Origin of the sequence: Leclercia sp. J807, from assembly GCF_009734465.1 — a bacterium.
In the GTDB taxonomy this organism is placed as follows: domain Bacteria; phylum Pseudomonadota; class Gammaproteobacteria; order Enterobacterales; family Enterobacteriaceae; genus Enterobacter.
The window spans coordinates 802,293-826,160 of record NZ_CP046446.1; the positions used below are offsets into that span (position 1 = coordinate 802,293).

Genomic DNA, 23,868 nt, shown 5'->3' on the forward strand with positions numbered 1-23,868 from the left:
GTTATCATTCACGCTTTCATCAGAGATATACCAATGGCGCTTTCAAAAACTGCTCAGCCAATGCAATCTTCACTGCGTAAAATCGCAGTTGTTGTAGCCACAGCGGTTAGCGGCATGTCTGCTTACGCTCACGCTGCCGAAACCCCTAAAAAAGAAGAAACGATCACCGTCACCGCAGCGCCTGCTCCGCAGGAGAGTGCCTGGGGACCGGCGGCGACCATTGCGGCACGCCAGTCCGCTACCGGCACCAAGACGGATACCTCCATTGAGAAGGTGCCGCAGTCGATTTCCGTCGTGACCGCGGAAGAGATGGCGCTGCACCAGCCGCGCTCGGTGAAAGAAGCACTGAGCTACACGCCAGGGGTGGCCGTCGGTACGCGTGGCGCGTCAAATACATACGACTACCTGATTATTCGTGGCTTTGCTGCCGATGGCCAAAGCCAGAACAACTACCTCGACGGCATGAAGATGCAGGGCAACTTCTATAACGACGCGGTAATTGACCCTTATATGATTGAGCGCGCGGAAGTGATGCGCGGCCCAACCTCCGTTCTCTACGGCAAAAGCAGCCCGGGTGGTTTGCTGAACATGGTCAGCAAACGTCCACTGACCGAGCCGCTGAAAGAGGTTCAGTTTAAGGTCGGGACGGACAGCCTGTTCCAGACCGGGTTTGACTTCAGCGATGCGCTGGACGACGACGACGTGTACTCTTATCGCCTGACCGGTCTGGCGCGTTCTAACAACGCTCAGCAGGAGCGCGCGGAAGAGCAGCGTTACACCATTGCGCCATCCTTCTCCTGGCGTCCGTCTGATAAAACTAACTTCACCTTCCTCTCCTATTTCCAGAACGAACCGGAGACCGGTTACTACGGTTGGTTGCCGAAAGAGGGCACGGTTGATCCGCTGCCAAACGGCGATCGCCTGCCGACCGACTTCAACGAAGGGGCGAAAAACAATACCTACTCCCGTAACCAGAAGATGGTCGGGTATAGCTTCGATCACGAATTCAACGACACCTTCACCGTGCGTCAGAACCTGCGTTTTGCCGAGAATAAAACCTCGCAGAACAGCGTCTATGGTTACGGCGTCTGCTCCGATGCGGCGAACAGTGGCAACGCTCTCTGTAACGCCTTATCCCCTGCGGACAAAGGCCATTACCTGGCGCGTAAATATGTGGTTGACGATGAGAAGCTGCAAAACTTCACCGTTGATACCCAGCTGCAGAGCAAATTCGCCACCGGCGATGTTGACCATATCCTGCTGACCGGCGTTGACTATATGCGCATGCGTAACGACATCAACGCCTGGTTCGGCTATGACGGTTCCGTCCCGCTGCTGGATCTCTACAACCCGGTGTATAGCAATTTCGATTTCGGCTCGAAAAACCCGGACAACTCCGGCCCGTATCAGCTCCTGAACAAACAGCAGCAGACCGGTCTCTACGTGCAGGATCAGGCGCAGTGGAATAAGGTGCTGGTCACTCTGGGTGGCCGTTACGACTGGGCAGAGCAGGATTCGTTTAACCGCGTCACAGGCACGACGGCATCACGTGATGACAATCAGTTCACCTGGCGTGGCGGCGTGAACTACCTGTTTGATAATGGCGTCACCCCGTACTTCAGCTACAGCGAATCCTTCGAGCCGTCTTCCCAGTCCGACGCACAAGGTAAGCCGTTTGCGCCTTCTAAAGGCAAGCAGTACGAAGTGGGCGTGAAGTACGTGCCGAGCGATCGTCCGATCGTTCTGACCGGTGCCCTGTATCAGCTGACCAAAACCAACAATTTGATGGCCGATCCTGCGGGTTCGTTCTTCTCAGTTGAAGGCGGCGAGATCCGCGCCCGCGGCGTGGAGATCGAAGCCAAAGCGGCGCTGTCTGCCAGCGTGAACGTGGTGGGGTCTTACACCTACACCGACGTGGAGTACACCACCGACACCAACTACAAAGGCAACACCCCGGCGCAGGTGCCTGAGCATATGGCTTCCCTGTGGGGGGATTACACCTTCTATGATGGCGCACTCTCTGGCCTGACCCTGGGCACCGGCGGTCGCTTCTCTAGCTCCAGCTATGGCGATCCGGCAAACTCCTTCAAGGTGGGCAGTTACGCGGTGATGGATGCGCTGGTGCGCTACGATCTGGCGCGCTTTGGCATGGCGGGCTCGAACGTTGCGCTGCACGTGAACAACCTGCTGGATCGTGAATACGTCGCCAGCTGCTTCAACACCTATGGCTGCTTCTGGGGAGCAGAACGCCAGGTTGTTGCGACTGCGACCTTCCGCTTCTAACCTTTAAATTTGGGCACGTTTTTCGTGCCCTTTTCTTTACTTAAGTTGGCTGACATGCAGGAAAACAACCCGCAATCCGATACCACTTTTGCGCTCGATGGCGTCTCCTTTCGTGTTCCCGGACGCACGCTGCTGCATCCCCTTTCGCTGACCTTCCCCGCAGGCCAGGTGACCGGCCTTATCGGCCATAACGGCTCCGGCAAATCCACCTTACTGAAAATGCTTGGCCGCCATCAGCCGCCGTCTGAGGGCGATATCCTGCTGGATGGACAGCCGCTGGAGAGCTGGAACAGCAAAGCCTTTGCCCGCAAGGTGGCCTATCTGCCGCAGCAACTGCCGCAGGCGGAGGGTATGACCGTTCGCGAACTGGTGGCGATCGGCCGTTATCCGTGGCATGGCGCGCTGGGGCGTTTTGGCGTGGCCGACCGAGAGAAAGTGGAAGAGGCGATTGCGCTGGTGGGGTTAAAACCGTTGGCCCATCGTCTGGTGGATAGCCTCTCCGGCGGCGAGCGCCAGCGCGCCTGGATCGCCATGCTGGTGGCTCAGGATAGCCGTTGTTTACTGCTGGATGAGCCGACATCGGCCCTCGATATCGCCCATCAGGTGGATGTGCTGGCACTGGTGCATCGCTTAAGCCAGCAGCGCGGGCTGACGGTGATTGCGGTGCTGCACGACATCAACATGGCGGCGCGTTACTGCGATTACCTGGTGGCGCTGCGCTGCGGGGAGATGATCGCCCAGGGCACGCCTGCCGAGCTGATGCGCAGCGAGACGCTGGAAAACATTTACGGCATTCCTATGGGTATTCTGCCGCATCCTGCGGGAGCGGCACCGGTGAGCTTTGTCTACTGATGCCTGATTTTATGATTAGCCGTCGCCGCCTGCTGACGGTCATGGCCCTCTCGCCGCTGCTGTGGAAAATGAACACGGCGCAGGCTGCCGCTATCGATCCGCAGCGCATTGTGGCCCTGGAGTGGCTCCCCGTTGAGCTGCTGCTGGCGCTTGGCGTGACCCCTTACGGCGTGGCTGATATTCCTAACTACACCCTGTGGGTGAACGAGCCCCGGCTGCCGGCGTCGGTTATCGACATCGGCCTGCGTACCGAGCCCAACCTCGAACTGCTCACCCAGATGAAACCCTCGTACCTGGTCTGGTCGGCCGGGTATGGCCCGTCAGAAGAGAAGCTGGCGCGCATTGCGCCGGGACGGGGTTTTGCCTTCAGCGACGGGAAAAAGCCGCTGACCAATGCTCGGAAATCATTAACCGAGATGGCACAGCTCCTGAATCTGGAGAGTGCGGCCCGCCAGCATCTCGACCATTTCGACAGCGTGATTGACAGTTTCAAGCCGCGCTTCGCCGGTCGTGGAGATCGTCCGCTGCTGATGGTGACGCTGCTCGATGCCCGTCATATGCTGGTGTTTGGCAATAACTGCCTGTTCCAGGAAGTGCTGGATCGCTATGGGATTAAAAACGCCTGGGAAGGGGAGATGACCTTCTGGGGCAGTACCGCCGTCGGGATCGACCGTCTGGCGGCGTTTAAGGATGTGGATGTGCTCTGCTTCGATCACGGCAATGAACGGGAAATGCAGGCCTTAATGGCGACGCCGCTATGGCAGGCGATGCCGTTTGTCCGCCAGCAGCGCGTGAAGCGCGTTCCCGCGGTGTGGTTCTACGGCGCAACGCTGTCGGCGATGCACTTTGCCCGCGTGCTGGATAGCGCCCTGGGAGGCCAAGCATGAGGTCACGGATTGCCCTTTTCCCGGCGCTCTTTATGGCGCTGCTGCTGGCCGTTGCGCTGGGCTTAACCTGGTGGAACCTGAGCATTGCGCTGCCGCGCAGCCAGTGGGGCAGCGCGCTGGCCGCCCCGGATATCGACAATATTCAACAGATGCTGTTCCACTACAGCCTGCTGCCGCGGCTGGCGATCTCGCTGCTGGTGGGGGCAGGGCTCGGGCTGGTGGGCGTACTGTTCCAGCAGGTGCTGCGTAACCCACTGGCGGAGCCAACCACCCTGGGGGTGGCGACCGGCGCCCAGCTGGGGATGACTATTATCACCCTGTGGGCGCTGCCGGGCGTACTGGCGGCGCAGTTCGCCGCGCTGGTGGGCGCTTGCGCCGTCGGGGCGATTGTCTTTGGCGTGGCCTGGGGCAAACGCCTCTCGCCGGTCACCCTGATCCTGGCAGGCCTGGTGGTGAGCCTTTACTGTGGCGCGATCAACCAGCTGCTGGTGATTTTCCATCATGACCAACTGCAAAGCATGTTCCTCTGGAGCACCGGGACGCTGACGCAAACCGACTGGAGCATCGTTCAACGCCTCTGGCCGCAGCTGCTCGGCGGCGTGGTGCTGACTCTGCTGCTGCTGCGCCCGCTCACCTTGATGGGGCTGGATGATGGCGTGGCACGCAACCTCGGGTTGGCGCTCTCGCTGGCGCGTCTGGCAGCGCTGACGCTGGCGATTGTTATCAGTGCTCTGCTGGTGAATGCCGTGGGCATCATCGGCTTTATCGGCCTGTTCGCACCGCTGCTGGCGAAAATGCTGGGGGCGCGGCGCTTGCTCTCCCGATTGATACTGGCCCCGCTGATTGGGGCGTTGATCCTCTGGCTCTCTGACCAGGTGATCCTCTGGCTGACCCGGGTGTGGATGGAGGTCTCCACCGGTTCTGTAACCGCCCTGATCGGCGCGCCGCTGCTGCTGTGGCTGCTGCCGCGTCTGCGCAGCATGAGCGCCCCGGCGATGAACGCGGGCGATAAAGTGCAGGCCGAGCGCCACCACGTGGTGTGGTTTGCCCTGGCTGGCGGCGCGGTTCTGCTGCTGGCGGTGATAGCGGCGATGGCGTTTGGCCGGGATGCGCAGGGATGGCACTGGGCGAGCGGAGCGATGCTTGACGAACTGTTGCCGTGGCGCGCGCCGCGTATTTTTGCCGCCCTGATGGCAGGGGTGATGCTGGCGGTGGCGGGCTGCATTATTCAGCGTCTCACCGGTAACCCGATGGCGAGCCCGGAAGTGTTGGGGATCAGCTCCGGTGCGGCGTTCGGCGTGGTGCTGATGCTCTTCTTTGTGCCGGGTAATGCCTTCGGCTGGCTGATGCCTGCGGGTAGCCTTGGTGCCGCAGCGACGCTGCTGATTATCCTGGTCTCCGCCGGACGCGGCGGCTTCTCGCCGCACCGGATGCTGCTGGCGGGGATGGCGCTGAGTACCGCCTTCACCATGCTGCTGATGATGCTGCAGGCCAGCGGCGATCCGCGTATGGCGCAGATCCTGACCTGGATTTCCGGCTCAACCTATAATGCGACGACCGAACAGGTCATGAGCACCGGGATGGCAATGATCGTCCTGCTGGCGCTGGTGCCGCTCTGCCGTCGCTGGCTGACGGTGCTGCCGCTGGGGGGCGACACGGCCCGTTCGGTGGGCATGGCGTTGAACCGCTCGCGAATCGGCCTGCTGCTGCTGGCGGCGGCGCTGACGGCGACGGCGACCCTGACGATTGGCCCGCTGAGTTTTATCGGGCTGATGGCGCCGCACATCGCGCGGATGATGGGCTTCCGCCGGACGATGCCGCACATTGTGATGTCGGCGTTAATCGGAGGGATAGTGTTGGTGTTCGCCGACTGGTGCGGCCGGATGGTGCTGTTCCCGTATCAGATCCCGGCGGGGCTGCTCTCCACCTTTATCGGTGCGCCGTATTTTATCTATCTGCTGCGCAAGCAGAGCCGGTAAAAAAATGCCGGGTGGCGGCTTCGCCTTACCCGGCCTACGGTTCGAGGGTTTTGTAGGCCGGGTAAGCGTTAGCGCCACCCGGCAAACAACATCATCAGAGCTTCGCAAACACCCGGCGCGCCGCGTCGATGGTGTTATTGATATCCTCTTCGCTGTGCGCGACCGACATAAAGCCTGCCTCAAAGGCTGACGGTGCCAGGTAGACACCTTCCTCCAGCATCAGATGGAAGAAGCGCTTGAAGCGCTCAACGTCGCACTTCACCACATCCTGGTAACGGGTGACGGTTTTCGCTTCGGTGAAGAAGATCCCGAACATGCCGCCGACGTGGTTTACCACCAGCGGAATACCGGCGTCTTCCGCCGCCTCCAGCAGGCCGTTTGCCAGCTGGGTGGTGCGCTCGGTCAGGGTGGCATGAATGCCCGGCTGCGCCACTTCGTTTAAGCAAGCGAAACCGGCGGCCATGGCAATCGGGTTCCCGGAGAGGGTGCCCGCCTGGTAGACCGGACCGGTTGGGGCCAGCGCATCCATCACCTCTTTGCGGCCGCCAAAAGCGCCCACCGGCATGCCGCCGCCGATGATTTTGCCCAGACAGGTGAGATCCGGCACCACGTCGTAATAAGACTGGGCGCCCGCCAGCGCCACGCGGAAGCCGGTCATCACTTCGTCGATAATCAGCAGCGAGCCGAACTCATCGCACAGCGCACGCAGGCCCTGCAGGAAGCCCGGCTGCGGTGGAATGCAGTTCATGTTGCCCGCCACTGGCTCAACGATAATGCAGGCGATCTCCTGCGGATACTGCTCAAAGGCGGCACGCACCGAATCGAGGTCGTTATAGGTGCAGGTCAGGGTATGCTTCGCGAAGTCCGCCGGCACGCCCGGAGAGTTCGGCTGGCCGAGGGTCAGGGCGCCGGAACCGGCTTTCACCAGCAGACAGTCGGCATGACCGTGGTAGCAACCTTCAAATTTGATGATTTTGTCACGACCGGTAAAACCACGAGCCAGACGGATGGCGCTCATGGTCGCTTCGGTACCGGAATTCACCATGCGTACCATATCCATGGTCGGGACCAGTTCAGTTACCAGCGCCGCCATTTTGACTTCCATCTCGGTTGGCGCGCCGAAACTCAAACCGCGCTCCGCCGCTTCGATGACCGCGTTACGGATAGCCGGGTGGTTATGTCCCAATACCATCGGGCCCCATGAGCCGACATAGTCGATATAGGCTTTGCCATCCACATCATACAGATAGGCGCCATCGGCACGTTCAATAAACAGCGGTGTACCGCCCACGCCGGTAAAGGCACGGACCGGGGAGTTAACACCGCCAGGGATTAGCTCGCGGGCAGCGCTGTAAAGCGTTTCAGACTTACTCATGGCGTGATTCCTGGCTCGTATAAAATGGTTAAGCGCACTATTCTAAGTGATTCGTGGAAGGTTATGAAATTTTTACCCTGGTAATGCATTAACAATTGTTAAGCAATTTTCAGAAGACGGCTGGACGGTCTCTGGTAAAATCCCTGCGGCGATTTGTATGACGAAAATTAACAGGCAATGAAATCAGACTCCCCCTCATTTGAAGAACAACAATTTGCGCGCGCGCAATACCGTATCAGCATTCGTCGGCTGCTCAACCGTGACAAGACGCCGCTGGCAATTTTGCTGGGCGCAGCCGTTGTCGGCACGCTGGCAGGGCTGGTGGGCGTCGCGTTCGAAAGGGCCGTCAATGGCGTACTGAACTGGCGCATTGGCACCGTTGCGGGTTATGCCGATCGTGAAGGGGTAGTCTGGATCCTGGCGTTCGGCTTATCTGCCCTGCTTGCGATGGTCGGTTATTTTCTGGTGCGTAAATTCGCCCCGGAAGCGGGCGGCTCGGGGATCCCTGAGATAGAAGGGGCGCTCGAAGAGCTGCGTCCGGTCCGCTGGTGGCGTGTAGTGCCCGTTAAGTTTATCGGCGGAATGGGGACGCTTGGAGCGGGGATGGTGCTCGGGCGGGAAGGGCCGACCGTACAGCTGGGCGGTAATGTTGGCCGTATGGTCAGCGATCTGTTCAGGATGCGCAGTGCTGAAGCACGCCATACGTTGCTGGCAACCGGTGCCGCCGCGGGGCTTTCCGCTGCGTTTAATGCCCCGCTGGCGGGAATACTCTTTATCATCGAAGAGATGCGCGCTCAGTTTCGCTATAACCTGATCTCGATTAAAGCGGTCTTTACCGGCGTGATTATGTCGAGCATTGTTTTTCGGCTTTTCAATGGCGAAGGGGCGGTCATTGAGGTCGGTAAGTTGACCAACGCCCCGGTCAATACGCTCTGGCTCTATCTGATCCTCGGCATGATTTTTGGCATTGTTGGCCCGCTGTTTAATGCCCTTATTATTCATGCTCAGGATATGTTCCAGCGGATCCACGGCGGCAATACAACCCGATGGGTGCTGGTGGGTGGCCTGCTGGGGGGCGTGTGCGGCGTGCTGGGCTTTATCGAACCCAACGCGGCTGGGGGTGGCTTTGGGCTGATCCCCATTGCGGCTGCGGGTAACTTCAGCATTGGCCTGCTGCTGTTTATGTTTATCTCGCGGGTCATCACCACCGTACTCTGCTTCTCTTCCGGCGCCCCTGGCGGCATTTTTGCCCCGATGCTGGCGTTGGGGACGTTGCTGGGTACGGCCTTTGGCATGGCCGCCGCCGCAGGCTTCCCGGCGTATCATCTTGAGGCCGGTACCTTTGCCATCGCCGGAATGGGGGCGCTGCTGGCGGCTTCGTTGCGCGCGCCGCTGACCGGCATTGTGCTGGTGCTGGAGATGACCGACAATTACCAGCTCATTTTGCCAATGATCATTACCTGCCTGGGGGCCACACTATTAGCCCAGTTCCTCGGCGGACAACCGCTATACTCCACCATTCTTGCCCGTACCCTGGCGAAGCAGAATACTTGAATGAATTACCAGGGTATTAGATAATGACAACAAGAATTGGGTGATTTTTACCCACTAGCAGTATTCATGGGAGCATAAGATGAGTGATGACGTAGCGCTGCCGTTGCAGTTTACCGAAGCAGCAGCCAAAAAAGTAAAAGACCTGATTTCCGATGAAGACAACCCGGAGCTGAAATTGCGTGTGTACATTACCGGCGGCGGCTGCAGCGGCTTCCAGTATGGATTCACCTTTGACGATCAGGTTAACGATGGCGACATGACCATTGAGAAGCAGGGCGTCGCGCTGGTTGTTGACCCGATGAGCCTGCAGTATCTGGTCGGTGGTTCTGTTGACTATACCGAAGGTCTGGAAGGTTCACGCTTTGTGGTAACCAACCCGAACGCAACCAGCACCTGCGGGTGTGGTTCTTCGTTCAGCATCTGACGGTAATGCCCGGTGGCGCTTCGCTTACCGGGCCTACTCGTTATCTTACATTATCATCCAGCGCAAAGGTTGGCAGCTTCAGATGCCAGCGGATTGCCGCCAGTCTGATTGCCAGCGTCACCCCCATCCCCAGCATCGCCGCCTGTTCCAGCGGAACATGAAAGGTATACCAGGCCGTGGCGTGAACGATCCCGCCCAGAATACAGGCCGTAGCGTAGATTTCCGTTCGCAGGATCATCGGCACTTCGCGCGCCAGAATATCGCGGATAATCCCACCGCCCACGCCGGTCACCACCCCCATACAGATAGCCACCAACGGGCCGGTGCCAGCCATAAAGGCTTTGTTTACGCCAATGCCGACGAACACCGCGAGGCCAACTGCATCCAGCACCGGCAGCAGCCATTTCGGCAGGCGACGCGGCTGGCGGACGAGAATGATGGTTAACAGGCAGGTGACCATGGCCACCACCAGATCGGTAGGATCCTTGACCCAGAATACCGGGCCATGATCCAGCGCCATGTCGCGGATCGTTCCGCCGCCGACGGCCGTGACCACACCTAATACCAGCACGCCAAACGGATCCATACGTAACTTACCGGCCAGCAGAACGCCGGAAATCGCAAAAACGGCTGTGCCAAGAATATCCAGCCAGTAAACGAGCATCGTAATCCTCGAGAAATTAGTGACTCTGCGACAGCGCAGAGCAGAGTTGTTTTGCGGCGAGGATAATACGCGGGCTCGCGCGCTCAAACCAGTCACTGTTCAGCGGAATCACGGGTATTTTTAGCTGACCTTGCCAGTACTGTTCTATTTTAGGAATATCGCCCGCCGAACCACCCACCACGATCGCCTGAGGCTGGCGCGCCAGTACCTGCTCACGGCTCACCTGGGGCCAGGGAACCCGGCTGGCCGCGAAGATATTTTCCCCGCCACACAGCTCAACAACCTGATGTTGCAGGGAGCCCTGGCTGGTGGTGAACAGCGGCTGTTGCCCGAACTGAATGAATACCCGCTTTTTCGGCAGTGCGCCGTAGGTGGCCTTGAGGGCGGCAAAATCAGCCATCATCTGCTGCGCGGCCTGTTGCGCCTGCGCCGGATTGGAGCTCCAGCGGGCGAGATCGCGCAAGGCCTGGGCAATCTGCTCTATGCGGGTGGCATCGATCCACTGCACTTTTATGCCGAGCGAGGTGAGCTGGTTGACCTGACGCTCGGCATTGCCGCCGCGCCAGGCCAGCACCAGATCGGGCTTCAGCGCGACGATGCGTTCGACATTAATGCCTTGCCAGGTGGCGACCTGTTCAATGTTAGCGGCTTCGGGAGGATAGTCGGAATAACTGCTGACCCCGACGGGGGTGATCCCGGCGGCAAACGCCAGTTCGGTATTGGCAGGGGAGAGGGTAATTACACGCGGCGCGGCCAGAAGCCACGCCGGTGTCAGCAGAAGCAGCGCAAGCAGCGCCCTTTTGAGCGGCTTAGCCACGCGCCAGTTTCTGCACCAGCGTCTCAACCATCAGGCTGGACTGTTTGGCAGCAACCACGAGGAACTCGTCGAAGCTCAGGTGAGACTGCTGATCGGCAACGTCAGAGATGGCGCGAACCACGACGAACGGCACGCTGAAGTTATGGCAAACGTGCGCGATGGCGGTCGCTTCCATTTCCACGGCGATCGCCTGCGGGAAGTTGTGGCGGATTTTTGCCAGGTTCACGGAGCCGTTGATAAAGGCGTCGCCGCTGACAATCAGGCCGCGCACGGCGTTCAGGTTCAGCTCTGCAATGCAATTTTCCGCAGCAGCAACCAGTTTTTCATCGGCCTTGAAGCCTGCCGGGCAGCCCGGAAGCTGGCCATACTCGTAACCAAAGGCGGTCACATCGGCGTCGTGGTAGCGCGCTTCGTCAGAGACCACGATGTCGCCCACTTTCAGGGTTGGCGCAAGACCGCCCGCAGAGCCGGTGTTGATGATCACGTCTGGCTTGCAGCGTTCCAGCAGCAGGGTGGCGCCCAGCGCGGCGGAAACTTTACCGATACCCGATTTCAGCAGAGCAACTTCAGTTCCGTTCAGCGTGCCAGTGTAAATTTCGCAACCGCCCAGGGAGAGGGTCTGACGGTTCTCAATTTTGTCACGCAGCAGCGTAACTTCTTCTTCCATTGCTCCAATAATACCGATTTTCATAGATTTACTCGCGATGTGCCTTGTTAAGATGCATAGTCTATCATGCGGTTAAGGGGAAACGCATTCTCACGCGGGGGAGCACATGGCACCAATCGATTTTCGCACCAAGATTAACTGGCAGCGTCGCTACCGCTCTCCGCAGGGGAACAAGAGCGAACACGAGATCCTGCGCATCTTTGAAAGCGACCGCGGGCGCATCATTAACTCTCCGGCGATCCGTCGGTTACAGCAAAAAACGCAGGTCTTCCCGCTCGAACGCAACGCCGCTGTGCGTACCCGGCTCACCCACTCGCTGGAGGTTCAACAGGTGGGGCGCTATATCGCCAAAGAGATCCTGAGCCGCCTTAAAGAGCAGCGCCTGCTGGCAACCTACGGCCTGGACGAGCTGACGGGGCCGTTCGAAAGCATCGTTGAGATGGCGTGCCTGATGCACGATATCGGTAATCCCCCCTTTGGTCATTTTGGCGAAGCGGCGATCAATGACTGGTTCCGCCAGCGTCTGTACCCTGCCGATGCGGCAAGCCAGCCGCTGAGCGACGATCGCTGCGTGGTGCAGGATTTGCGGCTGCGTGAAGGCGAGGAGGCGCTGAACGCGCTTCGTCGCAAGGTGCGCCAGGATTTGTGTCACTTTGAGGGGAATGCGCAGGGCATCCGGATGGTGCACTCCCTGATGCGCATGAATCTTACCTGGGCACAGGTGGGATGCATTCTGAAATATACCCGTCCCGCCTGGTGGCAGGGCGATCCCCCCGAGACGCACAATTATTTGATGAAAAAGCCGGGCTATTATTTCTCTGAAGAGGCGTATATAGAGCGGCTGCGTCAGGAGCTCTCCCTTCCGCAGTATGGCCGTTTTCCATTAACCTGGATTATGGAAGCGGCAGACGATATCTCCTATTGCGTTGCCGATCTGGAAGATGCTGTCGAAAAAAGAATATTCAGCGTCGAGGGGCTTTATCAGCATCTTTATGATGCCTGGGGTAATCATGAAAAAGGTTCATTGTTTTCGCAGGTTGTCGAAAACGCCTGGGAGAAGTCACGTTCGAACACCCTCAGCCGCAGCACCGAAGATCAGTTCTTTATGTATTTACGCGTCAATACCCTTAATAAACTGGTGCCCTATGCGGCTGAGCGTTTTATAGACAATATTGAGCAGATCTACCGCGGGGAATTTAACCATGCGCTGCTTGAGGATGACAGTGGATTCAGTCAACTCCTTGAGCTCTATAAGAATGTGGCGATGCGGCACGTGTTCAGCCATCCGGATGTCGAGCAGCTGGAATTACAGGGCTATCGCGTGATAACCGGCCTGCTGGAGATCTATCGCCCGCTGCTGCAATTATCCGTGGACGACTTTAGTGAGCTGGTTGAAAAGGAACGGGTACGCCGTTTTCCGATTGAGACCCGGCTATTTCATAAACTTTCGACGCGCCATCGGCTGGCATATGTGGAATCTATTGGTAAATTAAATCGCCAGCAGGCGGACTGGCCGGTGCTGGAGTTTTATTATCGCTGCCGGCTGATCCAGGACTATATTAGCGGAATGACGGACTTATATGCATGGGATGAATACCGCAAGTTGATGGCGGTGGAATAAAGAGGAGTTTTGTAAAGACGGACAATAAATTTTTACTTTTTCCAGAAACTTAATACCGGAACTAAGCCCAGCAAAACGAATCTGATGTACACAGCAATTGTGCGTGACCTGTAAATCGAGATTAAGAAACATGAAAAAAACCACTTTAGCAATGAGTGCACTGGCTCTGAGTTTAGGATTAGCGTTGTCTCCACTGTCTGCTAGCGCAGCGGAGACCGTATCGTCGGCCGCCACTGCACAGCAGATGCCAAGCCTGGCGCCGATGCTGGAAAAAGTGATGCCATCGGTGGTCAGTATCAATGTCGAGGGCAGCACCACCGTCAACACGCCACGCATGCCACGTAACTTCCAGCAGTTCTTCGGCGATAACTCGCCGTTCTGCCAGGACGGTTCCCCGTTCCAGAGCTCTCCATTCTGTCAGGGCGATGGCGGCGGTAACGGCGGCGGCCAGCAGCAGAAGTTTATGGCGCTGGGCTCCGGTGTCATCATCGATGCCGCCAAAGGCTACGTCGTCACCAACAACCACGTGGTGGATAACGCCACCAGCATTAAGGTTCAACTGAGCGATGGGCGTAAGCTCGACGCCAAAATCGTCGGGAAAGATCCTCGCTCTGATATCGCCCTGATTCAGATTCAGGATCCGAAAAACCTGACCGCGATTAAGCTCGCTGACTCTGACGCGCTGCGTGTAGGGGATTATACCGTGGCTATCGGTAACCCGTTCGGTCTGGGTGAGACGGTCACCTCCGGTATTGTTTCTGCCCTTGGCCGTAGCGGTCTGAACGCAGAAAACTACGAAAACTTTATCCAGACGGATGCGGCGATTAACCGCGGTAACTCCGGTGGCGCGCTGGTCAACCTGAACGGTGAGCTGATCGGGATTAACACCGCAATCCTCGCCCCGGACGGCGGCAACATCGGGATTGGCTTCGCGATCCCAAGTAACATGGTGAAAAACCTGACGGCGCAAATGGTTGAGTTTGGCCAGGTTAAACGCGGTGAGCTGGGGATTTTGGGCACCGAGCTGAACTCCGAGCTGGCGAAAGCGATGAAGGTTGATGCCCAGCGCGGTGCGTTTGTCAGCCAGGTCATGCCGAACTCCTCCGCAGCGAAAGCGGGGATCAAGGCAGGGGATGTCATCACCACCCTGAACGGCAAACCGGTGAGCAGCTTCGCGGCACTGCGTGCGGAAGTGGGCTCCATGCCGGTGGGCAGCAAAGTGACCCTGGGCCTGCTACGTGAAGGTAAACCGGTTAACGTGAATCTGGAACTGCAGCAGAGCAGCCAGAATCAGGTGGATGCCGGCACCATCTTCAGCGGCATCGAAGGTGCGGATATGAGCAACAAAGGCCAGGATAAAGGCGTGTCGGTGGACAACGTTAAAGCCAACAGCCCGGCGGCCCGTATCGGCCTGAAGAAAGGGGATGTGATTATCGGTGCCAACCAGCAGCCGGTTAAGAACATCGCTGAACTGCGCAAAATCCTCGACAGCAAACCGTCGGTACTGGCGCTGAATATCCAGCGTGGCGACACCTCTCTCTATCTGCTGATGCAGTAATCCGTTCAGCCCCTGTTTCCGCCCGGAAACAGGGGCTTTTTACTGCCGTTCTGTGAACCCTTCCACAAGTCCATACTTCTCCCTGTGAGTTTGTGCATCTGCACAATGCAGCACTGATTAATCTTCCTTATGCTTGAGCTCTGCTCAGAGGAGGGCGACATGGCTGGCTGGCATCTTGATACCAAAATGGCGCAGGATATTGTGGCGCGAACAATGCGCATCATCGACACCAATATCAACGTGATGGACGCACGTGGCCGGATCATCGGCAGTGGCGACCGCGAGCGTATTGGGGAATTGCACGAAGGCGCACTGCTGGTACTCTCCCAGGGGCGCGTGGTGGACATTGATGACGCGGTGGCGCGACATCTGCACGGTGTGCGGCAGGGGATCAACCTGCCGCTGCGTCTTGAGGGCGAAATTGTCGGGGTTATCGGGCTTACCGGTGAGCCGGAATCTTTGCGCAAATATGGCGAGCTGGTCTGCATGACGGCGGAGATGATGCTGGAGCAATCCCGCCTGATGCACCTGCTGGCGCAGGACAGCCGCCTGCGTGAAGAGCTGGTCATGAACCTGATCCAGGCGGAAGAGCATACCCCGGCATTAACGGAGTGGGCTCAACGCCTGGGTATCGACCTTAACCAGCCCCGCGTTGTGGCGGTGATTGAGGTGGACAGCGGGCAGTTGGGCGTCGACAGCGCCATGGTGGAGTTACAACAGCTGCAGAACGCGCTGGCCACGCCGGAGCGTAACAATCTGGTGGCGATCGTCTCGTTGACCGAAATGGTGGTGCTGAAACCGGCGTTAAACCAGTTTGGCCGCTGGGATGCAGAAGATCATCGTCGCCGCGTGGAGCAGCTGATTGCGCGGATGAAAGAGAACGGGCAGCTGCGTTTTCGCGTGGCATTAGGTAACTATTTTACCGGCCCGGGAAGCATCGCCCGCTCCTGGCGCACGGCCCGAACCACGATGATGGTCGGCAAGCAGCGTATGCCGGAAAGCCGCAGCTATTTTTACCAGGATTTGATGTTGCCGGTGCTGCTCGACAGCCTGCGCGGCGGCTGGCAGGCCAACGAACTGGCGCGTCCGCTGGTGCGTCTGAAAGCGATGGATAACAACGGCCTGCTGCGGCGCACCTTACAGGCGTGGTTCCGTCATAACGTGCAGCCACTGGCGACCTCAAAGGCGCTCTTTATTCATCGTAATACGCTGGAGTACCGCCTGAACCGGATATCGGAGTTAACGGGGCTGGATCTGGGGAATTTTGACGACCGTCTGTTGCTGTATGTGGCCTTGCAGTTGGACGAGCAGCGGTGATTTTTGCCCGGTGGGCTGCGCTTACCGGGCCTGCAATACCCGGGAGTAGGCCGGGTAAGGCGAAGCCGCCACCCGGCACACAGGAACGGCTTATTTGTTACGGGTCAGCTTCTCAAGATCCGCTTCGATTTCCGTGATCTTGTGGGCAACCACGCTTTCCAGATGACGCAGGTCATCCAGGATCTTCCGCTTCAGATCCACTTCAGTGCGATCGCGCTGGCAAATCTGATCCAGCTCATCGATCACATAGCGCAGATTTGGGCTGATCTCCTGCACCTCTTTGTAACCCTGGCCGATGCCATCGGCAACGACAGTTTTACGCTGACGCGGGTACTTGAACTTTACACTTTTGGCGAAGAACTCGCCCTTATCCTTGTGAAAATAGATTTTCAGGATATCGTTATTGGCTTCCTGACGGAGGCTGTAACGGTCAATTTCATCAGGATTAGTAATGCCCAGACTTTTCAGATTATCGTACATAGCGGTACCCTTGATCTCAACATAACCCATGAATAATTCACGAAAAAATCTATTTTCGCCACCCTCAGATATAAAAAAAGCGGGGTCGCCCCCGCTTTTTTTTATACCCGATTAATCGATGGTGCGCAGTAGTTCGTTGATACCAACTTTGCCGCGGGTTTTTGCATCGACTTTTTTAACGATTACCGCACAGTACAGGCTGTATTTGCCATCTTTAGAAGGCAGGTTGCCGGATACCACCACGGAGCCCGCCGGAACGCGACCGTAATGCACTTCACCGGTTTCACGATCGTAAATACGGGTGCTCTGGCCGATGTAGACGCCCATGGAGATCACGGAACCTTCTTCTACGATCACGCCTTCAACCACTTCGGAGCGTGCGCCGATGAAGCAGTTGTCTTCGATAATGGTCGGGTTAGCCTGCAGCGGCTCAAGAACCCCACCGATACCCACGCCGCCAGAGAGGTGGACGTTTTTACCGATCTGCGCACAGGAGCCAACGGTCGCCCAGGTATCTACCATGGTACCTTCGTCAACGTAAGCACCGATGTTAACGTAAGAAGGCATCAACACGGTGTTGCGGGCAATGAATGCACCCTGACGAACGGCTGCCGGTGGCACCACGCGGAAGCCTTCTTTCTGGAAACGCGCTTCGTCGTAATCGGCGAATTTCATCGGGACTTTATCGAAGTAGCGGCTTTCCGCACCGTCGATAACCTGGTTATCGTTAATACGGAAAGAGAGCAGTACCGCTTTCTTCAGCCACTGGTGAGTGACCCACTGACCGTCGATCTTTTCGGCTACACGCAGCGCGCCGGAATCAAGCAAAGAAATAACCTGATTAACCGCCTCGCGGGTCACGGTATCCACATTTGCCGGAGTAATTTCGGCGCGACGCTCAAAAGCGGACTCAATAACGTTCTGTAACTGCTGCATAGTTCAACTCTTTCCAGGTAAAAAAAAACATCACCCTTTATCGTTTGGATTGAGGGCTGCTGTCAACCGTTGTTGCACTTCCTGTTGCAGGGCATTATTAAGCCCACGACGGTCGGCGGTGGCGATTATAAATAAATCTTCTACTCGCTCGCCAATGGTTGTAATTCTGGCGCCATGCAGCGAAATTCCCAGATCCGCAAAAACCTGCCCGACCCGGGCCAGCAGCCCCGGCTGGTCGAGGGCGATCAGCTCGAGGAACGATTTCCGGTCGGTATGCGTCGGCAGGAAATTGACCTCCGTATCGACGGTAAAGTGGCGCAGTTTGGCCGGCTGTCGACGGGGCTGCGGTGGCTGCCAGCTATGCTGGGTGATCGCCTGCTCCAGCCCGAAGCGGATCGGCTCGTGACGATCCGCCGACAGCGGACTGCCGTCCGGCTCCAGCACAATAAAGGTATCCATTGCCATCCCGTCGCGGGTGGTGAAAATCTGCGCGTCATGCACGCTGAGATTACGCCTGTCGAGCTCGGCGCAGACCGCGGCAAACAGGTAAGGGCGGTCGGGGCTCCAGATGAAGATCTCTGTTCCCCCGCGGGTCGCCTGTGGACTGAGCAGGATCAGGGGCTTAGTCAGATCGTGCTGCAGCAGATGGCGGGCGTGCCAGGCCAGCTGGTTTGGGCTGTGGCGCACAAAATAGTTGGCGCGACAGCGGGCCCAAATCTGATGCAGTGCCTCTTCATTGATATTCTCCATCCGCAGCAGCGCCAGGGCCTGCATCTGGTGATGGCGCACGCGTTCGCGCATGTCCGGGGTACTCTGCATGCCGCGGCGCAGCTGTTTCTCGGTGGCGAAATAGAGCTCGCGCAGCAGACTCTGCTTCCAGCTGTTCCACAGCGTCTCGTTGGTGGCGCAGATATCGGCCACCGTCAGACAGACCAGGAAACGCAGGCGGTTTTCCGTCTGTACCTCTTCGGCAAACTGTTTGATCACCTCGGGATCCTGAATATCGCGCCGCTGGGCGGTGACCGACATCAGCAGATGATGGCGGACCAGCCAGGCGACCAGCTGGGTTTCGCGCGAATTGAGCCCGTGCAGCTCGGCGAATTTCAGCACGTCTTCTGCACCGAGGATCGAGTGGTCGCCGCCGCGCCCTTTGGCGATATCGTGGAACAGGGCGGCAATCAGGATCAGCTCCGGGTTGGTGAGGCGCGGCCAGAGTTCAACGCAGAGCGGGTGACGGCTGCGCACCTCCTCCTGGGCGAAGCTCTCCAGCTTCAGCATCACGCGGATAGTGTGTTCATCAACGGTGTAGGCATGGAACAGGTCAAACTGCATCTGGCCGACGATATGCGACCACTGCGGCATATAGGCCCAGAGCACGCTGTGACGGTGCATCGGCAGCAGTCCGCGGCTTACCGCGCCCGGATGACGCAACATGCTCAGAAAAAGCGACCGCGCTTCGGGGATATAGCACAAAGGCTGAGTGAGATGGCGGCGGGCATGGCGCAAGTGGCGCAACGTGGTGGAGTAGATCCCGGTGATGGTGCTGTTACGCACCATGGCGTAAAACATCCGCAGGATCGCTTCCGGCTTGCGGATAAACAGCGTCTCGTCACGCAGGTCGATCAGCGTGCCGCGCAGCTGAAACTCATCGTCGATCGGGCGCGGTTTTTCATCGGCGGTCAGGGCAAGGATCGCCTCGTCAAACAGCTGCAGCAGCATCTGGTTGAGTTCGCCGACCCGGCGGGTGACGCGGAAGAAGTCCTTCATCATCTGCTCGACCGGCTCGTTGCCTTCGCCGCTGTAGTGCAGGCGCTGGGCGACGCTTAACTGACGATCGAACAGCAGGCGGTTGTCGTAGCGGGTCACTTCGAGATGCAGAGCAAAACGGATGCGCCACAGCAGATGCAGGCACTCATTCAGCTCGTTACGCTCCGCTTCGGTGAGAAAGCCAAAGCCGACCATCTCATCGAGCGAAGTGGCGCCGAAATGGCGACGGGCCACCCACTGCAGGGTGTGGATATCGCGCAGGCCGCCGGGGCTGCTTTTGATGTCCGGCTCCAGGTTGTAGCTGGTACCGTGGTAGCGCTGGTGGCGCACCTGCTGTTCATCGACTTTGGCGGCGAAGAACTTCTCTGACGGCCAGAAGCCGTCGCTGAATATGTGCTTTTGCAGCTCCAGGAACAGCGCCACGTCGCCAATCAGCAGCCGCGTTTCAATCAGGTTGGTGGCGACGGTGAGATCGGATAATCCTTCCAGCAGACACTCTTCCAGGGTACGAACACTGTGGCCGACTTCCAGCTTGACGTCCCACAGCAGGGTCAACAGTTCGCCCACTTTTTGCGCCTGCTCGTCAGGCAGCTTTTTGCGGCTCAGGATCAGCAGATCGATATCCGACAGCGGGTGCAGCTCGCCACGGCCATAGCCGCCGACGGCCACCAGCGCGACGTCGGCCAGCTGGCCAAAACCGTAATCAATCCACAAACGCTGCAGAAGCTGATCGATAAACTCCGTGCGCGCCTCAATCAGCGCTTCGGCGGAGATGCCGCTGTCAAAGGCTTCGCCCAGCCAGCGCTGGAAGGTATCAATGTGCGCTTTGATGCCGGCGCAGGTCAGCTCGGCCGTGGGCCAGACGCCGGGGTTATCCGGCTGACCAGGAAGGGTGGGGAGTGCCGTATTGGCATACTGTTCGGGTAAAAGGTTACTCATTGCGCGCCACCCATAAGAAAAAACGATAGCCATTAAAAAAGCCGGCATTTGCCGGCTTCTTATCATGCGTCTTGCGAGAGTATCGCCGGGATGGTGTCATCCTTGCGTAACGTCAGAATTTCGCAGCCGTTGTCTGTCACCACAATAGTATGCTCGTACTGGGCAGACAAGCTCCGGTCTTTGGTTTTCACCGTCCAGCCATCCTTCATGGTACGGATGCGGTAATCGCCGGAGTTGACCATCGGCTCGATGGTGAAGGTCATGCCCGCCTGCAGCACCACGCCGCCGTCATCAGCATCATAGTGCAGAACCTGCGGCTCTTCGTGGAACACACGGCCAATACCGTGACCGCAGTATTCGCGCACCACAGAGAAACCCTGGGCTTCAACGAATTTCTGAATCGCCGCACCGAGAGTACGCAGGCGAATGCCCGGCTTAACCATCTTCAGCGCCAGATAAAGGCTCTCCTGGGTCACCTTGCACAGGCGCTCACCCAGAATGGTGGGTTTGCCGACGATGAACATCTTAGAGGTGTCACCGTGGTAGTCATCTTTAATGACGGTCACGTCGATGTTAACGATGTCGCCATCTTTCAGCAGTTTTTCGTCATCCGGAATGCCGTGGCACACCACTTCATTAATAGAGATGCAGACGGATTTCGGAAAGCCGTGATAGCCGAGGCAGGCGGAGACCGCGTGCTGCTCGTTCACGATATAGTCGTTACAGATGCGATCCAGTTCGCCCGTGCTAACGCCCGGCTTAACGAACGGCTCGATCATTTCCAGCACTTCAGCGGCCAGACGACCGGCGACGCGCATCTTTTCAATTTCTTCAGGTGTCTTAATAGAGATAGCCATGTAATCTGTCCATCAGTGTCGTTTTTTTCGACAATACTAGTCTAAGTGTTGTCAATGGTAACAGTCAGGCGCACATGCTGCCAAACTGAGATTCCTTTACCGCACACACCGCTAACAATTGTTGGTTTCGGGTAGCGATTTGTGATATAAAGCGCGCCGGACTTCCGATCCATTTCAGATACACAGGATGGACGGGAGCGACAAATCTCACTTTGTGTAACAACACACACGTATCGGCACATATTCCGGGGTGCCCTTTGGGGTCGGTAATATGGGATACGTGGAGGCATAACCCCAACTTTTAAATAGAGGTTTTAAAACATGGCAACTGTTTCCATGCGCGACATGCTCAAGGCTGGTGTTCACTTCGGTCACCAGACCCGTTACTGGAACCCGAAAATGAAGCCTTTCATCTTCGGCGCACGTAACAAAGTTCACATCATCAACCTTGAGAAAACTGTACCAATGTTCAACGAAGCCCTGGCTGAGCTGAACAAGATCTCTTCCCGTAAAGGTAAGATTCTGTTCGTTGGTACTAAGCGCGCTGCAAGCGAAGCTGTGAAAGAAGCTGCTAACAGCTGCGACCAGTTCTTCGTGAACCATCGCTGGCTGGGCGGTATGCTGACTAACTGGAAAACCGTTCGTCAGTCCATCAAGCGCCTGAAAGATCTGGAAACCCAGTCTCAGGACGGTACTTTCGAAAAGCTGACCAAAAAAGAAGCGCTGATGCGCACTCGTGAGCTGGACAAGCTGGAAAACAGCCTGGGCGGTATCAAAGACATGGGCGGCCTGCCGGACGCACTGTTCGTTATCGATGCTGACCACGAGCACATCGCAATCAAAGAAGCTAACAACCTGGGTATCCCAGTATTCGCAATCGTTGATACCAACTCCGATCCGGACGGTGTTGACTTCGTTATCCCGGGTAACGACGATGCAATCCGTGCTGTTAGCCTGTACCTGAGCGCTGTAGCTACTACCGTTCGTGAAGGCCGTTCCCAGGATCTGGCTTCTCAGGCGGAAGAAAGCTTCGTAGAAGCTGAATAATAAGGTTCTACCCCTTATTAGTACCGTGTATGAATAGGGGCCCATTACCGGCCCCTTTTTTCAATTTATACTGTTTGGCCGCAGGCCGGGCAGTTCACATCTCCCGAGGATTTTAGAATGGCTGAAATTACCGCATCCCTGGTAAAAGAGCTGCGTGAACGTACTAGCGCAGGCATGATGGAGTGTAAGAAAGCGCTGGTTGAAGCTAACGGCGACATCGAGCTGGCTATCGAAAACATGCGTAAATCCGGTGCGATCAAAGCAGCTAAGAAAGCAGGCAACGTTGCTGCTGACGGCGTGATCAAAACCAAAATCGAAGGCAACTTCGGCGTGATTCTGGAAGTTAACTGCCAGACTGACTTCGTTGCTAAAGATGGTGGTTTCCAGGCATTCGCTGACAAAGTACTGGACGCAGCTGTTGCAGGTAAAGTGACTGATGTTGAAGTCCTGAAAGCACAGTTCGAAGAAGAGCGCGTTGCGCTGGTAGCGAAAATCGGTGAGAACATTAACATCCGCCGTGTTGCTATCCTCGAAGGTGACGTACTGAACAGCTACCAGCACGGTGCACGTATCGGTGTTCTGGTTGCGGCTAAAGGCGCTGACGAAGAGCTGGTTAAACAGCTGGCAATGCACGTTGCTGCAAGCAAGCCAGAATTCGTTAAGCCAGAAGACGTCTCTGCTGAAGTGGTAGAAAAAGAGTACCAGGTTCAGCTGGACATCGCCATGCAGTCTGGCAAGCCAAAAGAGATCGCAGAGAAAATGGTTGAAGGCCGCATGAAGAAATTCACCGGCGAAGTTTCTCTGACTGGTCAGCCATTCGTTATGGATCCAAGCAAATCTGTTGCGCAGCTGCTGAAAGAGCACAACGCTGACGTAACTGGCTTCATCCGCTTCGAAGTGGGCGAAGGCATCGAGAAAGTTGAGACTGACTTCGCAGCAGAAGTTGCTGCAATGTCCAAGCAGTCTTAATCAGCGAAAAGAAGCCGCCTGAGGGCGGCTTCTTTTTGTGTACGGCAGTGTAATTCAGCCAGACGCCTATAGAGTCTGTGTTGAGATGCGATATATCATGTCGCCAGAATTAACCTCATCTTAATCGTTGACAGTCCCAGGAAAGAAATATGGCTACCAATGCAAAACCTGTTTACAAACGTATTCTGCTTAAGCTGAGTGGCGAAGCGCTGCAGGGGTCGGAAGGCTTCGGTATTGACGCAAGCATCCTTGACCGCATGGCGCAGGAGATCAAAGAACTGGTTGAACTGGGCATCCAGGTTGGCGTAGTCATTGGCGGTGGTAACCTTTTCCGTGGTGCAGGGCTGGCAAAAGCTGGCATGAACCGTGTTGTGGGCGATCACATGGGTATGTTGGCAACGGTCATGAATGGCCTGGCAATGCGTGATGCCCTGCATCGTGCCTATGTGAATGCGCGCCTGATGTCCGCTATTCCGTTGAATGGCGTCTGTGATAACTACAGCTGGGCCGAAGCGATCAGCCTGCTGCGCAATAACCGCGTGGTGATCCTCTCCGCCGGTACGGGTAACCCGTTCTTTACGACCGATTCCGCAGCCTGTCTGCGCGGTATCGAAATCGAAGCCGATGTGGTGCTGAAAGCCACTAAAGTGGATGGCGTGTTTACTGCCGATCCGGCAAAAGATCCTGCAGCGACCATGTACGATCAGCTGACCTATAGCGAAGTACTGGATAAAGAGCTGAAAGTGATGGATCTTGCCGCCTTCACGCTGGCTCGCGACCACAAATTGCCGATTCGTGTCTTCAACATGAATAAGCCTGGCGCGCTGCGTCGCGTTGTAATGGGCGAAAAAGAAGGCACTTTGATCACGGAATAA

Annotated in this window: 20 protein-coding genes; 12 read left to right on the plus strand and 8 right to left on the minus strand. The window is 57.2% G+C overall.

The window, feature by feature from the left end:
- The first annotated feature begins 33 nt into the window (after nucleotides 1-33).
- The 4 genes from fhuA to fhuB are packed head-to-tail and all read left to right on the plus strand — an operon-like array spanning nucleotide 34 to nucleotide 6,001.
- Nucleotides 34-2,283, plus strand: a complete 2,250-nt coding sequence (fhuA, locus tag GNG26_RS03710; protein ID WP_156237837.1) for a ferrichrome porin FhuA — start codon at nucleotides 34-36, stop codon at nucleotides 2,281-2,283.
- Between the two features lie 54 nt (nucleotides 2,284-2,337).
- Nucleotides 2,338-3,135 (plus strand): Fe3+-hydroxamate ABC transporter ATP-binding protein FhuC, encoded by a 798-nt coding sequence (fhuC, locus tag GNG26_RS03715; RefSeq protein ID WP_156237838.1) that lies wholly within the window; start codon nucleotides 2,338-2,340, stop codon nucleotides 3,133-3,135.
- 11 nt (nucleotides 3,136-3,146) lie between these two features.
- Nucleotides 3,147-4,022 (plus strand): Fe(3+)-hydroxamate ABC transporter substrate-binding protein FhuD, encoded by an 876-nt coding sequence (fhuD, locus tag GNG26_RS03720; RefSeq protein ID WP_370463883.1) that lies wholly within the window; start codon nucleotides 3,147-3,149, stop codon nucleotides 4,020-4,022.
- The gene (gene fhuB / locus GNG26_RS03725) at nucleotides 4,019-6,001 is read left to right on the plus strand and encodes a Fe(3+)-hydroxamate ABC transporter permease FhuB (RefSeq protein WP_156237840.1); all 1,983 of its coding nucleotides are present in this window, start codon (nucleotides 4,019-4,021) and stop codon (nucleotides 5,999-6,001) included. The genes fhuD and fhuB overlap by 4 nt, the downstream gene beginning before the upstream one ends.
- 94 nt (nucleotides 6,002-6,095) lie before the next feature.
- On the opposite strand, the gene hemL is transcribed toward fhuB, so the two are convergent.
- Nucleotides 6,096-7,376 carry a glutamate-1-semialdehyde 2,1-aminomutase gene (gene hemL / locus GNG26_RS03730; RefSeq protein WP_156237841.1) on the minus strand — a complete coding sequence of 427 codons (1,281 nt, stop codon included), beginning with the start codon at nucleotides 7,374-7,376 and terminating at the stop codon, nucleotides 6,096-6,098.
- 177 nt (nucleotides 7,377-7,553) lie between these two features.
- On the opposite strand from hemL, the gene clcA reads away from it, so the two are divergent.
- A complete protein-coding gene (clcA, locus tag GNG26_RS03735; RefSeq protein ID WP_156237842.1) occupies nucleotides 7,554-8,930 on the plus strand; it encodes a H(+)/Cl(-) exchange transporter ClcA in 1,377 nt (458 codons plus the stop codon).
- 79 nt (nucleotides 8,931-9,009) lie between these two features.
- Nucleotides 9,010-9,354: an iron-sulfur cluster insertion protein ErpA gene (gene erpA / locus GNG26_RS03740; protein WP_039030319.1), complete on the plus strand. Its 345-nt coding sequence runs from the start codon at nucleotides 9,010-9,012 to the stop codon at nucleotides 9,352-9,354.
- A gap of 40 nt (nucleotides 9,355-9,394) precedes the next feature.
- On the opposite strand, the gene GNG26_RS03745 is transcribed toward erpA, so the two are convergent.
- Genes GNG26_RS03745 through mtnN form a run of 3 tightly spaced genes read right to left on the minus strand, consistent with a single transcriptional unit; the run spans nucleotide 9,395 to nucleotide 11,526 of the window.
- Nucleotides 9,395-10,018 (minus strand): TRIC cation channel family protein, encoded by a 624-nt coding sequence (locus tag GNG26_RS03745; protein WP_156237843.1) that lies wholly within the window; start codon nucleotides 10,016-10,018, stop codon nucleotides 9,395-9,397.
- 16 nt (nucleotides 10,019-10,034) lie between these two features.
- On the minus strand, nucleotides 10,035-10,835 hold the full coding sequence (gene btuF, locus GNG26_RS03750; protein ID WP_156237844.1) for a vitamin B12 ABC transporter substrate-binding protein BtuF: 801 nt from the start codon (nucleotides 10,833-10,835) through the stop codon (nucleotides 10,035-10,037).
- Nucleotides 10,828-11,526, minus strand: a complete 699-nt coding sequence (gene mtnN, locus GNG26_RS03755; RefSeq protein ID WP_103823295.1) for a 5'-methylthioadenosine/S-adenosylhomocysteine nucleosidase — start codon at nucleotides 11,524-11,526, stop codon at nucleotides 10,828-10,830. Before mtnN ends, btuF begins: the two co-directional genes overlap by 8 nt.
- A gap of 82 nt (nucleotides 11,527-11,608) precedes the next feature.
- Between mtnN and dgt the strand changes: the two genes are divergently transcribed.
- From dgt to cdaR, 3 genes are all read left to right on the plus strand, one after another.
- Nucleotides 11,609-13,123, plus strand: coding sequence for a dGTPase (gene dgt / locus GNG26_RS03760; protein WP_103823296.1), 1,515 nt, complete (start codon nucleotides 11,609-11,611; stop codon nucleotides 13,121-13,123).
- 130 nt (nucleotides 13,124-13,253) lie between these two features.
- On the plus strand, nucleotides 13,254-14,681 hold the full coding sequence (gene degP / locus GNG26_RS03765) for a serine endoprotease DegP (RefSeq protein WP_103178329.1): 1,428 nt from the start codon (nucleotides 13,254-13,256) through the stop codon (nucleotides 14,679-14,681).
- 159 nt (nucleotides 14,682-14,840) lie between these two features.
- The gene (gene cdaR / locus GNG26_RS03770) at nucleotides 14,841-15,998 is read left to right on the plus strand and encodes a DNA-binding transcriptional regulator CdaR (RefSeq protein WP_103178330.1); all 1,158 of its coding nucleotides are present in this window, start codon (nucleotides 14,841-14,843) and stop codon (nucleotides 15,996-15,998) included.
- Between the two features lie 90 nt (nucleotides 15,999-16,088).
- On the opposite strand, the gene GNG26_RS03775 is transcribed toward cdaR, so the two are convergent.
- The 4 genes from GNG26_RS03775 to map form a co-directional block, all read right to left on the minus strand.
- Entirely contained in the window at nucleotides 16,089-16,478 is a 390-nt protein-coding gene (locus GNG26_RS03775) for a DUF3461 family protein (RefSeq protein WP_032616607.1), read from the minus strand.
- A 111-nt stretch (nucleotides 16,479-16,589) separates the two neighbouring features.
- On the minus strand, nucleotides 16,590-17,414 hold the full coding sequence (gene dapD / locus GNG26_RS03780; RefSeq protein WP_008501915.1) for a 2,3,4,5-tetrahydropyridine-2,6-dicarboxylate N-succinyltransferase: 825 nt from the start codon (nucleotides 17,412-17,414) through the stop codon (nucleotides 16,590-16,592).
- A gap of 30 nt (nucleotides 17,415-17,444) precedes the next feature.
- Entirely contained in the window at nucleotides 17,445-20,120 is a 2,676-nt protein-coding gene (gene glnD, locus GNG26_RS03785; protein ID WP_156237845.1) for a bifunctional uridylyltransferase/uridylyl-removing protein GlnD, read from the minus strand.
- Nucleotides 20,121-20,182: 62 nt separating this feature from the next.
- Nucleotides 20,183-20,977, minus strand: a complete 795-nt coding sequence (gene map / locus GNG26_RS03790; protein ID WP_103178331.1) for a type I methionyl aminopeptidase — start codon at nucleotides 20,975-20,977, stop codon at nucleotides 20,183-20,185.
- Between the two features lie 321 nt (nucleotides 20,978-21,298).
- Between map and rpsB the strand changes: the two genes are divergently transcribed.
- The 3 genes from rpsB to pyrH all read left to right on the plus strand — a co-directional run bounded on the left by rpsB (nucleotide 21,299) and on the right by pyrH (nucleotide 23,868).
- Complete coding sequence (gene rpsB, locus GNG26_RS03795; RefSeq protein ID WP_103178332.1) at nucleotides 21,299-22,024, plus strand: 30S ribosomal protein S2; 726 nt, start codon at nucleotides 21,299-21,301, stop codon at nucleotides 22,022-22,024.
- 117 nt (nucleotides 22,025-22,141) lie between these two features.
- A complete protein-coding gene (gene tsf, locus GNG26_RS03800) occupies nucleotides 22,142-22,993 on the plus strand; it encodes a translation elongation factor Ts (protein ID WP_103178333.1) in 852 nt (283 codons plus the stop codon).
- A 149-nt stretch (nucleotides 22,994-23,142) separates the two neighbouring features.
- Nucleotides 23,143-23,868: a UMP kinase gene (pyrH, locus tag GNG26_RS03805; protein WP_032616613.1), complete on the plus strand. Its 726-nt coding sequence runs from the start codon at nucleotides 23,143-23,145 to the stop codon at nucleotides 23,866-23,868.

Excerpts from the sequence above, each read along its gene's own strand:
- GNG26_RS03775 (WP_032616607.1), bottom strand. The coding sequence starts at position 16,478 with ATGTACGATAATCTGAAAAGTCTGGGCATTACTAATCCTGATGAAATT.
- fhuA (WP_156237837.1), top strand. The coding sequence starts at position 34 with ATGGCGCTTTCAAAAACTGCTCAGCCAATGCAATCTTCACTGCGTAAA.
- pyrH (WP_032616613.1), top strand. The coding sequence starts at position 23,143 with ATGGCTACCAATGCAAAACCTGTTTACAAACGTATTCTGCTTAAGCTG.
- rpsB (WP_103178332.1), top strand. The coding sequence starts at position 21,299 with ATGGCAACTGTTTCCATGCGCGACATGCTCAAGGCTGGTGTTCACTTC.
- clcA (WP_156237842.1), top strand. The coding sequence starts at position 7,554 with ATGAAATCAGACTCCCCCTCATTTGAAGAACAACAATTTGCGCGCGCG.
- dapD (WP_008501915.1), bottom strand. The coding sequence starts at position 17,414 with ATGCAGCAGTTACAGAACGTTATTGAGTCCGCTTTTGAGCGTCGCGCC.
- degP (WP_103178329.1), top strand. The coding sequence starts at position 13,254 with ATGAAAAAAACCACTTTAGCAATGAGTGCACTGGCTCTGAGTTTAGGA.
- map (WP_103178331.1), bottom strand. The coding sequence starts at position 20,977 with ATGGCTATCTCTATTAAGACACCTGAAGAAATTGAAAAGATGCGCGTC.
- fhuB (WP_156237840.1), top strand. The coding sequence starts at position 4,019 with ATGAGGTCACGGATTGCCCTTTTCCCGGCGCTCTTTATGGCGCTGCTG.
- hemL (WP_156237841.1), bottom strand. The coding sequence starts at position 7,376 with ATGAGTAAGTCTGAAACGCTTTACAGCGCTGCCCGCGAGCTAATCCCT.
- tsf (WP_103178333.1), top strand. The coding sequence starts at position 22,142 with ATGGCTGAAATTACCGCATCCCTGGTAAAAGAGCTGCGTGAACGTACT.
- fhuC (WP_156237838.1), top strand. The coding sequence starts at position 2,338 with ATGCAGGAAAACAACCCGCAATCCGATACCACTTTTGCGCTCGATGGC.
- glnD (WP_156237845.1), bottom strand. The coding sequence starts at position 20,120 with ATGAGTAACCTTTTACCCGAACAGTATGCCAATACGGCACTCCCCACC.
- mtnN (WP_103823295.1), bottom strand. The coding sequence starts at position 11,526 with ATGAAAATCGGTATTATTGGAGCAATGGAAGAAGAAGTTACGCTGCTG.
- fhuD (WP_370463883.1), top strand. The coding sequence starts at position 3,147 with ATGATTAGCCGTCGCCGCCTGCTGACGGTCATGGCCCTCTCGCCGCTG.
- GNG26_RS03745 (WP_156237843.1), bottom strand. The coding sequence starts at position 10,018 with ATGCTCGTTTACTGGCTGGATATTCTTGGCACAGCCGTTTTTGCGATT.
- cdaR (WP_103178330.1), top strand. The coding sequence starts at position 14,841 with ATGGCTGGCTGGCATCTTGATACCAAAATGGCGCAGGATATTGTGGCG.
- erpA (WP_039030319.1), top strand. The coding sequence starts at position 9,010 with ATGAGTGATGACGTAGCGCTGCCGTTGCAGTTTACCGAAGCAGCAGCC.
- dgt (WP_103823296.1), top strand. The coding sequence starts at position 11,609 with ATGGCACCAATCGATTTTCGCACCAAGATTAACTGGCAGCGTCGCTAC.